The organism is Aquabacterium soli, from assembly GCF_003933735.1.
Classification (GTDB): Bacteria; Pseudomonadota; Gammaproteobacteria; order Burkholderiales; family Burkholderiaceae_C; genus Aquabacterium; species Aquabacterium soli.
In genome coordinates this window covers 15,083-27,271 of the sequence record NZ_RSED01000019.1, presented here as the reverse complement: position 1 = coordinate 27,271, position 12,189 = coordinate 15,083, and the positions used below count along the sequence as shown (strand labels likewise).

Here is a 12,189-nt window from a genome sequence, read left to right as displayed (position 1 = left end):
GTGTCAGCAGGGTGAGCGACGCTCAAGTCCGCACCCCGGGTTGCAACCGTGCAAGGCCGCCATCAGATGGGTTTGCCCGCCATCGAGCCCAGTCCGCCGAAATCGGTCTCGATGCGCGGCAGCGGGCTTTGTTGCAACTGCTGCAGCCAGTCATCGATGTCCTGAGGTGGCATGGGGCGGGCAAACAGGAAGCCCTGGCAGATCTGGCAACCCAGGTTGTAGAGCACTTCCATCTGCGAGACCTGTTCAACCCCTTCGGCGATGACGCGCAGGCCCAGGGCCCTTGCCAGCGCGATGATGGCAGAAACCACCGCCGAGCTCTGTGGCGTAGTACCGAGATCGCGAACGAACGAGCGGTCGATCTTGAGTTCGCTGATGGGCAGCGAGGTGAGGTAGGCCAGCGAGGAGTAGCCGGTGCCGAAGTCGTCGATGGAGATCTCGATGCCCAGCTGGTTGAGCTTGTGCAGCGAGGGCACCACGCCCTGCAGATCCTTCATCAGGCCGGTTTCGGTGATCTCCAGCTCGATGGCGCGCGGGGCCACGCCTTCGGCCTTGAGGATCTGCTCGATGGTGTCGACCAGGTCGGGGCGCTCGAAGAGGCGGCTGGGCAGGTTGACGGCGATCGACGAATCGAAGCCGAACTTCTGCTGCCATTGCTTGGCTTGGCGGGCCGCCTCGGTGATGGCCCACAGACTCATCTCGTTGATCAAGCCGGTGGCTTCGGCCAGGGGGATGAAATCGCCTGGCGGGATGAGCTTGCCGTCGCGCATCCAGCGCATCAGGGCTTCTGCACCCACCATCTGGCTGGTGCGCACGTCGATCTTGGGCTGGTAGTACAGCACCAGTTCGTTGCGCTCCAGGGCCTTGTGCAATGCGGTGTCCAGGTCCAGGCGCACACGGCCCTTGCTGGCCACCTGCGGGTCGTACAGCATGGACGAGTTGCGGCCATGGCTCTTGGCCAGGTCCATGGCCACATCGGCATGGCGCAGCAGGTCGGCCACCGTGAGCCCGTGGCCCGGGAAGCAGGACACGCCCACGCTGGCGGTGATGAAGCATTCCTGGCCGCCGGCCATCATGGGCTCGCGAAGGCTGTCGAGCACGCGGTGGGCGGTGAGCATGGCTTCGCCCTCGTCGATCACCTCGGGCAGCAGCACCACGAACTCGTCGGCGCCCAGGCGGCCGACGGCCTCCAGGGTTCGGTGGCCGCGGTGGCCATGCAGGTCCAGGCCACCTTCCATGACCTGCTCGGAGTGGCGCACGCAGTTGCGCAGGCGGCGCGACACCTCGATCAGCAATTCGTCGCCGGCGTGGTGGCCCAGGTTCTCGTTGATCACCTTGAAGCGGTCCAGGCCGATCTGCAACAGGGCCACGCGGTGGTTGTTGCGCTTGGCGTGCTCGATGGCGCGCTCGCTGCGCCAGAAGATCTGGCGGCGGTTGGGCAGGCCGGTGAGCGTGTCGAAATTGGCCAGGTGCTTGATCTTGTCCTCGGCCATGCGCCGGTCGGTCACGTCCTGCACGATGCCGGTGTAGCCGATCAGGTTGGCCAGTTCGTTGAATTCGGGTTCAGCCTCGACGTGCAACACGCGCAGGCGGCCGTCCTGCAAGGTGACCTGGATGTCGTTGCACAACACGGTGCCGTGGTCGATCACGTCCCGCAGAATGCGGCGGAAGGCGGGTTGGTCTTCCCGGGGCATCATGCGCACGATCTGGCGCAGGCCGGGATGGTCGTTGGGGCCCATGCCGAACACGCGCAGGCCTTCCAGTGAGAACGCGAGGCCTCCGCCTTCCCTGCGCCAGTCGAAGCTGCCCATGCGGGCCAGGTCTTGCGCACGGGCCAGCTTGGCCTTGCTGCGCTCCAGTTCATGCCGGGTGCGCGAGGCACGCAGCAGGTAGCGCAGGCGCCCGGCCAGCAGGCTCCACTGGTTGCATTTGACGAAGAAGTCGGTGGCGCCCACTTCGTAGGCGCGGGTGATGGAGGCCTCGTCATCCAGCCCGGTCAGCATGAGCACCGGGATGGATTCATAGCCAGGCATGTTGCGCAATTCGACGCAGGTCTGGAAACCATCGAGGCCGGGCATGACGGCATCGAGCACGACCACGTCGGGCAGCCAGTCGGAGATGCGCTGAAGCGCGTCTTCACCGGAAGAGGCTTCTACTATGGAAAACCCTCGCTCGCGCAGCGCGATGGAGGTCAGCAGCAGGTTCACCTCGTCGTCGTCGACCAGCAGCACACGCGGCTGTTCCACCGCGGTGTCGTCGTCGAATGGCGCGTATAGGCTCATTGGCCTGCCTCCAGCAGAAGGGGCAGGGCGGCAAGCACCCTGTTGGCCTCATTCTGGAGGGCGATGATGAGCGGACCCAAGTCGTCTCCCGTCTGTTCACGAATCACGGTTTCGATTTCGACACAACTGTGTGACAACTTGAGCGCCCCAAGGTTGGCCGACGAAGACTTCATGGTGTGGGCGACGTCACGGACCGTCTTGAGATCGCCTGCACGCCAAGCATCCTCCAGTTGACCAACGTACTTGTCAACCGAGTTGGCGAACATCTTGGTCACCCGTTCCAGCAAGTGGTTCCGTCCGTCGGGGTCGAGTTCGACCAGGCGCTGCACGGCGACCTCCTCGAACACCTCGCGCCAGGCCTGGGGTTCAGGGGCTTCGATGGCGGGTGCTGGCGGGGGCACGGGCACTGGAGGCGGGGGGGGCGAGACGGAGTTCTGCAGCACCCGCACCAGTTGCTGCATGCGGAAGGGCTTGGACAGGTAGGCATTGAAGCCCAGGCCCAGGAAGCGTTGTTCGTCACCCTCCAGCGCATTGGCCGTCACGGCGATCACCGGGGTGGTGGCTGGCGGCGTCGCGAAATTGAAACGGCCCTGGCGGGGGTTGCGGAAAAGCTGCAGTGCCTCGACGCCGTCCATGCCCGGCATCTGGATGTCCATCAGCACGACGTCATACACATCTTCAGACAGGCGGCGCAGCCCTTCCATGGCCGAATTGGCCAGGTGCACCGTGCAACCCGCACGCGACAGCATGTGGCTGCAGACCTCCTGGTTGACCAGGTTGTCCTCGACCACCAGCACGTTCAGGCGCAACTGCACCATGTCGGCCGAGGGGGGCATCAGGTCGGCCGACAGGCCCAGGATGGCCTGGCGCAGCTCGGTCTTGCGCAGGGGCTTGGGCACGAAGCGGTCGTAACCCGAGTCCTGCGAGCGGCGCACGTCGTCCACCGTGGACATGGACGACAGCAGCACCAGCTTGAGCTGCGGGTAGCGGCCGGATTTGCGCAGTTGCTCGGCGAAGCCCAGGCCGTCCAGGCGTGGCATGTTCATGTCCACCATGGCCATGTCCACGTCCAGGTCGCTGGCCGGATCCAGCAGGATTTCCAGGGCCTCCTGGCCGTCGTGGGCACAGGTCACGCGCATGCCCCAGGCCGACAGGATGTTCTCCACCACGGTCAGGTTGGTGGCGTTGTCGTCCACCACCAGGATGTGCAGCACCGGCATGTCGATCTCTTCGAGCATGGCGAAGTCGGTGTTCATGCTGGCCACGACCACGGGCACGCGGAAGATGAACTCCGAGCCCACGCCCGGCGCGCTCTGCACCTCGATCTGGCCGTTCATCAGCTCGACCAATTGCTTGGTGATGGCCAGGCCCAGCCCCGTGCCGCCATAGCGGCGTGCCAAGCCGGCGTTGGCCTGCGTGAAGGCGCTGAACAGCTTGGGCGTGTCTTCAGCAGCGATGCCGATGCCGGTGTCGCGCACGCTGAATTCCAGCTCGATGGGCTGGCCGACCAGTTCGGCGGCGGTGCGGCTGAGGTCGGCGTCGACACGCCGCACATTGACCACCACCTCGCCGCGCTCGGTGAACTTGACGGCGTTGGCCACCAGGTTGGTGATGATCTGCTGCAGGCGCAGGGAATCTGCGTGGATGATGGGTGGCAGGCCTGGCTGGAAGTGCGAGGCGATCTCCAGGCCCTTCTCATGGGCGCGCGGAGCCATCAGCTCCAGGGTGTCGTCCAGCAGGGTCTGCAGCGAGAAGTCGGTGGGGGCGAGCTCCAGCCGGCCAGCCTCGATCTTGGAGAAATCGAGGATGTCGTTGATGATCTCCAGCAGCGATTCGCCTGAACGGAACACCGACTGGGCGTAACGGCGTTGCTTGTCGCTGAGGTTGGTGCCCATCAGCAATTCGGTCATGCCCAGGATCGCGTTCATGGGTGTGCGGATCTCGTGGCTCATGCTGGCCATAAACTGGCTCTTGGCCTGGCTGGCACTCTCTGCGGCGTCGCGGGCACGCTGCAGTTCGAGCGCCTGCTGGTGCTCGTCCGTCACGTCGGAGACCAGGCCGTAGATGCGCCACTCGTCGCTGTCCAGGCGGCGGGCGTGGCTGCGGCGTCGCAACCACCGCAATCCGCGGGTGGGGTGCTGGATGCGCACCACCTGGTCGACAGGTTGCAGATCATCGTCGCTGGTGTCTGCGGGGAGCTCTTGCTTGAGCAGGGGGCGGTCTTCAGGGATGACCAGGCTGTCGAACAGGCGGGCGTCGCGTTGCAGCGACTCGGCAGGCAAGCCCATCACATCGTGCGTGCGAGGGCTGAGGTAGACGAAATGGCGGTGATGCTGGGTGGCCACGTACACGCAATCGTCCATCGATTCGACCAGTTCCCGGAACCGGCGTTCTGATTCTTCCAGGTCGATCCGTGCCTGCCGCTGGGCCGTGATGTCCCGGGCAAGGGTGATGAGCAACCGGGGTTGCCCGTTGACGTGCCGCAGCGCGAAATGGCGCGCGTTGACGACGAAGCGGCGCTGTGAATTTTGCCATACGAAATCGTGGTCGACCGTCTCTCCAGAGCGGATCGCCTTGCGCATCTGGGGTTCGACCAGCGTCAGCACTTCCGGGCCGAGCACTTCAGACAAAGGGCGCTTGACCACCTGGTCATGGCGCAGGTCCAGCTCGTATTCGGCGAAGCGGTTGATGGCCGCCACGGTGAGGTCTTCGGGGTCCATCACCAGCAGGCTGATGGGCAGGTTGCCCAGCAGGGCCTCCAGGAACTCCTTCTCCTGGGCCTGCTGGTGCTCGAGCTGCTTGCGCTTGGTGATGTCGTTGAACAGGCAGACGTACTGGTGGTGGCTGCCACCCTCATCGAGCATCAGGATGGCGTCGATCTCACCCCAGTAGCGGGTGATGGCGCCCGGCCCTTGCCGGCTGCCCTCGAACGAGATGCGGAAAGGGGCCGCATTGCTGCTGAGGCGGCGAACCTCTTCGACCAGACCGGCATCCTGCACCTGCTCGGCCAGCAGATCGGGCAAGGAGCGGCCCAGCACCTGGTCGTGCGGCCAACCGGTCAGGGCCACGAACATCGGATTGATCCATTCGATCAGGCCGTTGGAATCGAGCAGGGCCACACCGCTGGTGATGCGAGAGGCAACCATGCCCAGGCGGCCAAGGTGTTCGGCATCGTGGGCGATGCGGGTCTGGGTGTTGTCGCGCTGAGCCACGAAGCCCAACTGCAGGGTGGCCACCTGCAGCACCACATGCTGGTCGCTGGACAGTGGGGTCGGATCCAAGTACTCCAGCAATGCCACGGGTCGGTTGTCGACGATCACTGGCACGGCCAGGACTCGGCGAGCGGTGCCTTGCCGCCAGGGCGTGGGGGCCTGCTGGGGTGGCACGGCGTCCAGATCAACCACATAGGGTTGCCTCAGCGTGAGCGCCTGCCCCAGGGGCAGGTCTTCGCGGCGCACCGTAGACATGGCGGCCGGGTCAATGTGGTCGTCGGCATCGCTGCCAGAGTCCATCCAGGGGCGCAGCAGGGCGGAATCGCCGTTCCAGCCTTCCACGCGCAGACAGACCCAGGCGCGCGAGCCCAGGTGGTCGTGCAGCAGTTGTCCGACAGCGTTCAGGGCTTGGGGAAGGGAGTGGGCCTGCTGGGCTGCCTGCGCGATGTCGCGGGTCAGGTACAGCCAGCGCTGGGAGGCCGGGCGGATGTCAGGCAAGGTCTGTGGTTGTTGTTCTGGAAACGGGGAATCCGCCGGAGCGGCGGTGGCCGGGCCGGGCAGGGTGCTTCCCTCAAGCAGGGATCGGGCCTGCATGCTGTGGCGTACCATGAAGCCCATGCCGGCGGCCGACCAGGCGGCCAGGGCCAGGCCCAATCCGCTCCACCCCCAGGGCCAGGCCGCCAGCGCGCTGGCGATCAACCCCGCTAGGGCGAGCAGCAGTAACCATGGTTTTCGCGTCGAATGCTTGACCTGCGACATCGTTTGAATCCACGGGTGGGGAGTTTCACCCCTTTACCTCCGATGAACACGGGGCATACTTGACAATGGAATCCGGAGCCTTGCACTGTACAAGGTTCCAAATCATTTGAACCAGCCGAAGAAACCCCGTCCTGCCCTCCATACAATCAAATTGATGCAGGAATTTCAAACACGACGTTTCAACTCTCGCGGAATGCTGGACAGCGGCCTGGCAGGCCCTTGGCTGGCCTTGGTTGGTGGGCTGCTGGCGGCGTTGGTGGTGGTGTTGACGCAAGGGGCTGCATGGGCTGCTGTTGTATTTCTGTTGCTCGGCGCGGCTCCTTTGATGCTGCGCCGCGGGATATCCCGTCCTTCAGCCCCTCAAACATATTCCCCATCAAACGCGATGGAATATTGGCAGGACTGGGTTCAGGGCTGGTACTGGCAAACCGACGCCGAGCACCGCCTGGTGCTGCTCAAGCCCGACCATGACCAGGCTGATTCGTGGCTTGTTGCGAGCCGGCTGACCGCAGCCCGGATGCCTTTGTGGCAGTGCTGTCGACCTGCCCGTAACTTGGCAGACGAGACCGTTCAGGTGGCGCTGTCGATGGTCGAGATGCGGATCAAGTCCCGTTTGCCGCTGGATGTGGCAGGCCTGCCATGGCTGATCGATGCGGGTCAGGCGGGTGAACCGGTGCCGCGATCCCACTTGATCGGCATGCCCCGCACGGATGCCCAGGGGCAGTTTGCCGGCTACCACGGGGTCTGGCGTCACAACGCCATCCACGCGGTACCTGCGTCACCTTTGCCGCAGGGGGTGGTCGACGACACGTCTGCCGAGGATCTGACCTGCGCTCCCACGCCCATGAGCGAGGCCGAGCAAGAGGTGCTGCGCTATGCGCTGTCGCACGACCTGCGCGCGCCCCTGCGCGTGGTCGATGGCTTCACGCGCATCGTCCAGGAAGACTATGGCCGCCTGCTGGACCGCATCGGCAATGACCACCTGGACCGGGTTCTGGCGGCCACGGCCCGCATGAACGGCATGATCGATGCCATCCTGGAGCAGGCACAACTGTCACAGGCCCCGGTGACGCGCACCCCTGTGGACCTGACCGTGCTGGCCCAGGATGTGGCGGCCGAGCAGCGCGCAGCGCGGCGTTCCGGCCTGACCGGAGAAGGGTCGACCACGCCGGTCGAGATCATCGTCGAGCCGGGCATGCATGCAGAGGCCGACCCTGTGCTGGTGCGGCGTGTGCTGGACAACCTGATCGGCAACGCCCTGAAATACAGCGGCAAGGTGGCGCATCCCCGGGTGGAGGTGGGCATGGTGGCTGCCACCAACCCGTGCGTGTACTTTGTGCGCGACAACGGGGCTGGGTTTGACATGCAGCATGCCGACAAGCTGTTCGGCCTGTTCCAGCGCCTGCACAGCCACAAGGATTTTCCGGGCACCGGTGTGGGCCTGGCGGGGGTGCAGAACATCGTCCGCCGCCATGCAGGTCGGGTGTGGGCCGAGGCAACGCCGGGCCAGGGAGCGTGTTTCTATTTCACCTTGACGGCGTCGGCCTCTGCCACGTCGCTGCGCGCGCCTCTGGGCAACCCGACGGATGCCCCGGGCCCTCTGACGGACCTGGCTGGTACGCCGCTGCCGCCGGTGGCGGCGCCAGCCACGTCAGTGCAGCGGTCCCAGGCCTGACAGCACTTCCTGCGCTTCGAGCAGGCGCTGGCACAGCGACTCGAGCGAGCGCCCGTCCTGGTGGGCCTGTGCCTTGAGGCGCTCCAGGGCATGAATGCGGCCCAGCGAATGGCGGTGCATCACGATCCCCACGGCCATGGCCACCGTGTCCTGTAGCGGGTTGGCGGCTTCCACAGGGGCGGCCACCAGCGGGCCGGCCGCTGCGATGACGGCGACGGCGTCCTGCACGGCAGGACGCTTGGCAAAGGCAGCCTCTACGGCCGGCACGATCTGCTGGATGTCCAGCGGCTTGACCAGGTAGGTGACGGCACCGAGCGCCTTGACCTGGTTGATGGTGGCCTCGTCAGAGAACGCGGACAGGAACATGAAAGGGATCTGGCAATACTCGCGCAGGTAGGCGGCCACGTCGAAACCGGTCTTGCCTTCCATGCGGATGTCGAGCAGGGCCAGATCGGGCTTGTGCTGACGGGCGAGCAGGATCGCATCGTCGCCGTTGTCGGCGTCGATCACTTCATAGCCGGCCTGCGACAGACCATGCGTCACGGTGGCGAGCACCAGGCGGTCATCATCGACCACCAGAACCTTGCCCTTGTTCGGGGCGCTTGTCGTCGCATTCATGGATGTCGGGTCGGTGCCCGGGGTGCTGGTGGTGCCACGATTCAGCGGTTCAATTCAAACCGCTGTCCTTCCATGCAAACCGCAAACCGGATTTTTATTGATTATGTTGAATGATCAGTGTTTTTATACTGCCAGTTCCCTATTGTGGCCAAAGAGCGAACTGTTGACCAGCAGGTTCACCCAAGTTCGGGGGGTAGGGCGACAAACTGATGCCAGGCGGGGTCAGCTGCAAACGGGTGAGCACCTGGGTGCCCTCTTGCTGGATCTGTATGCTTGAGCTGCGCCGGGGCAGCAGCGCGCGCACCAGGCCCAGGCCCGACACACCGCCCCGGATGCGGTCCATCGTGAAGCCCTCCGGCATGTGGCCACGGTTGCGGATGCAGATGGTGACGCCCTGCTCGTCGCTGCTCAGGCCGCAGGCGATGGGCGAGCCCTTGTCGCTGTGCTTGTGGGCATTGGTGAGCAGCTCATTGAGGCTCAGGGCGATCGGGATGGATTCGGCTTCGGGCAGCTGCCAGTCGTTGACCTGGGGCCCCTCGAGCGTCAGGGCGATCGGGTGCCCGAAGGTCTTCTGTACGGAAGAGGCGATGGCCTCGACCACGCTGTGCAGGCGCAGTGGGCCGCCGGCCCCCACCTGCAGGCCGTAGACCTGCGCGATGGCCTGCACCTGGCCGACCACCTCGGAAATGGCGGGCGCCACCTCGGGCTTGCGCTGGGCGATCTGCTGAAGCAGTCCAGCCACGCCCTGCAGGTTGTTCTTGATGCGGTGGTGCACCTCGCGCACCAGCATCTCGCGTTGGGCGATGGCGGCGTCCAGCCGGGCCTTTTCTGCCGCGCGTTGCTCGGTGATGTCCGATGCCACCACCAGCAGTTGGTCGGCTGGCTGGTCTTCGCTGCCCAGCGGCAGGTAGTTCACATCCCAGATCTGGGATGGCGCCTTGGCGTTCTCCTGGCCAGGGCCGTTGCTCAGGGCGACCTTGTGTTCCAGGTGCACGGGTGCATTGGTGTCCAGGGCATTCTGCATCTCCAGACGGAGCTGGCGCGCCCGGGCCTCAGGGAACAGGGTTTCGGGCGGTTCGCCCACCGCCTGGGCAGGATCCCGCTGCAGGAAGCCGGCCGCGCCCTTGTTGGCCTGCAGCACGCGCAATGTCGAGGCCTCAAGGACGCTGATGGCCATGGGCGCCATTTCGATGATGCGCTTGAGCGTGGCTTCGGCGTCGGCCGAACGGGCCTCGGCCTGGCGGCGGCGGTCGATGTCCAGCAGGGCGTAGGTGGTCTGACGCTGGTTGAACTCGCCCAGCGTGACCACGGCGTTGCCCACCACCCAGAACACCCGGCCGTCACGCCCCATGACCTGGCACTCGAAGGTGTGCGACTGACCGTCGAGCAGGTCGTCGAGGTATTCGGTCATGCGGAAGGGGTGGTCCAGGTCCGTGGTGGCCACGGTGGACAAGGGCTGTCCGACGAAATCGGGCAGGGTGCCGCCGAACATGCGCCGGGCAGAGCGGTTCATCCACGAGATGCCATTGGCGTCCAAGGTGACGATGCCCACGAAGACCGAATCGAGGATGGCTCGCGTGCGGTCGGCCTGCAGGGCCAGGTCGCGTCCCATGGCTTCGAGCTGGGCCTTTTGCGTGCGGATGCGGGTGATGTCCGACAGCACGGCGATGGCTTCCAGCGGGCCGGCCGAACTGCCGATGCGCTTGATCGACAAGGCGTACCACATGGTCGGCCTGCCGGGCACGTCGATCTCCAGCTCGCTTTCGTACTGGGCTTCGTGCTGAAGGCGTGCAACGGATTCCGTGGCCACGCGTTTGATGCGTGGGTCATGGCCCAGCAGGGCCTCCAGCTGCTGGCCGGTCAATGTGCCTGGCTCGACGCCGAGCATGCGCTCGAAGCGGCGGTTGCAGCGCACCAGGGTGTCGGCCCGCAGGTAGGCGATGCCGGCGGGCGAGCTTTCCAGGATGGTGGTGAGCTCATGCAGCAGCGGTTCGGTGTCTAGCGCGGGGTGGCCGGGTTCGATGCCATCGCCCGTGGTGCTGGGCGTGGCGCTCCAGGCGATGCACAGCAGTTTGCGTTCGCCGTCCGTGGTGAGCGATGCCGCCGCGTGCACCCTGCCCATCAGCACACAGGGCACCAGATCGTCGCGCGTGACATGCACGCGCGTTGGGAAGGCGCCTTCGCCCGGGCGCAGGCCGAGCAGGCCCAGGGGGGTGTCCCAGCCTGTCAACTGCTGTATATGGGACGCGGTGGTGGCCAGGTGCTGGCCGGGGGTGGGTGTCCGCTCCACCAGGGTGGCGAACGCATGGTTGTGCCGCAGCCAGCGGCCCTGCTCATCGAACTCGGCGAGGGCCGAGGGGACCAGGTCAAACCAGTCGTCAGAAGGGCTCAGGTCCATGAGGCAACGCAATGCGGAGGTGTGAAGTGTTGGAGCCGCCCGGCGCGGCAAAGGTTCAACCCTTGGGTGGCGTGGGCGCGGCGGCAGGCTGGATCACCTGCACACCGGGCAGCTTGGAAGAGTAGTCCTTGGGCAGCAGCGAGACCAGGGCAGCGGCCCGGCGGGCGATCTCTCTGTAAAGTTCTGCGGCGCGGCTGTCGGGATCGGACACCAGGGTGGGCCGGCCAGAGTCGGCCTGCTCGCGGATCTTGAGGTCCAGCGGCAGCGAGCCCAACAGGGTCACGCCGCCTTCATCGGCCAGGCGCTGGCCGCCATGCTCGCCAAAGATGTGGGCCTCATGGCCGCACTGCGGGCAATGGTAGACGGCCATGTTCTCGACCACGCCCAACACCGGCACGCTGACCTTCTCGAACATGCGCAGGCCCTTGCGGGCATCGAGCAGGGCGATGTCCTGCGGCGTGGTCACGACCACGGCGGCCGTGAGCGGGGCGCGCTGGCTGAGGGTCAGGTGGATGTCGCCGGTGCCCGGGGGCATGTCCACGATCAGGTAGTCCAGCGGCTGATCGGGCTCGCCCCAATTGGACAGGCGCAGCAATTGGTCGAGCGCCTGTGTGGCCATGGGGCCGCGCCAGATGGTGGGGGCCTGGTCGGCCACCAGCAGGCCGATCGACATCATCTGGATGCCATGGTTGACCGGCGGTGTGATGGTCTTGCCGTCCGGACTGTCGGGTTTGCCGGACAGGCCCAGCATCAGCGGCTGGCTGGGGCCGTAGATGTCGGCATCGAGCATGCCCACGCGCGCGCCTTCGGCGGCCAGCGCCAGGGCCAGGTTGACGGCGGTGGTGCTCTTGCCAACGCCGCCCTTGCCGGAGGCCACGGCGACCAGGTTCTTGACGCCGGGTAGGGCGGTCATGCCCCGCGGCACGGCATGGGTGATGACCTTGAGCTGCCAGTTCACGGCGACATCGTCGATGCCGGCCACGCCTTTGAGTGCCTGGTTGATCAGGGCGGTGTAGGCGGGCCACTGGCTGCGCGCCGGGTAGCCCAGGACGATGTCGAGCACCGCCGTCGACCCATCGACCACGAGGTTCTGAAGCTGGCGCGTGGACACCCAGTCGCGGCCGGTCAACGGGTCGGTCACGGTCTTGAGGGCGTCGACCAGGGCGGTCTCGGTGGCGGTGCGGGGGGTGAAACTCATGCGGATCAGGGCGGAAAACTGCGGAAGGCGCGGGGCGGCAACAGGCT

The 12,189-nt window shown here is 65.8% G+C and carries 6 protein-coding genes; 1 reads left to right on the top strand and 5 read right to left on the bottom strand.

The annotated features are described in order from the left end of the window. Positions 1 to 62 precede the first annotated feature (62 nt). Entirely contained in the window at positions 63 to 2,282 is a 2,220-nt protein-coding gene (locus tag EIP75_RS19045) for a putative bifunctional diguanylate cyclase/phosphodiesterase (protein ID WP_125244877.1), read from the bottom strand. Then, positions 2,279 to 6,193, bottom strand: coding sequence for a response regulator (locus EIP75_RS19040; RefSeq protein ID WP_158622914.1), 3,915 nt, complete (start codon positions 6,191 to 6,193; stop codon positions 2,279 to 2,281). Before EIP75_RS19040 ends, EIP75_RS19045 begins: the two co-directional genes overlap by 4 nt. A gap of 445 nt (positions 6,194 to 6,638) precedes the next feature. On the opposite strand from EIP75_RS19040, the gene EIP75_RS19035 reads away from it, so the two are divergent. Then, positions 6,639 to 7,928, top strand: a complete 1,290-nt coding sequence (locus tag EIP75_RS19035) for a sensor histidine kinase (RefSeq protein WP_158622913.1) — start codon at positions 6,639 to 6,641, stop codon at positions 7,926 to 7,928. Here the strand turns inward: EIP75_RS19035 and EIP75_RS19030 are convergent. From EIP75_RS19030 to apbC, 3 genes are all read right to left on the bottom strand, one after another. Next, positions 7,905 to 8,546 carry a response regulator gene (locus EIP75_RS19030; RefSeq protein ID WP_125244874.1) on the bottom strand — a complete coding sequence of 214 codons (642 nt, stop codon included), beginning with the start codon at positions 8,544 to 8,546 and terminating at the stop codon, positions 7,905 to 7,907. The two genes, EIP75_RS19035 and EIP75_RS19030, sit on opposite strands and share 24 nt — an antisense overlap. A 139-nt stretch (positions 8,547 to 8,685) precedes the next feature. After that, positions 8,686 to 10,944 carry a sensor histidine kinase gene (locus EIP75_RS19025; protein ID WP_125244873.1) on the bottom strand — a complete coding sequence of 753 codons (2,259 nt, stop codon included), beginning with the start codon at positions 10,942 to 10,944 and terminating at the stop codon, positions 8,686 to 8,688. 55 nt (positions 10,945 to 10,999) lie between these two features. Continuing rightward, complete coding sequence (gene apbC, locus EIP75_RS19020) at positions 11,000 to 12,142, bottom strand: iron-sulfur cluster carrier protein ApbC (protein ID WP_125244872.1); 1,143 nt, start codon at positions 12,140 to 12,142, stop codon at positions 11,000 to 11,002. Positions 12,143 to 12,189: the final 47 nt, after the last annotated feature.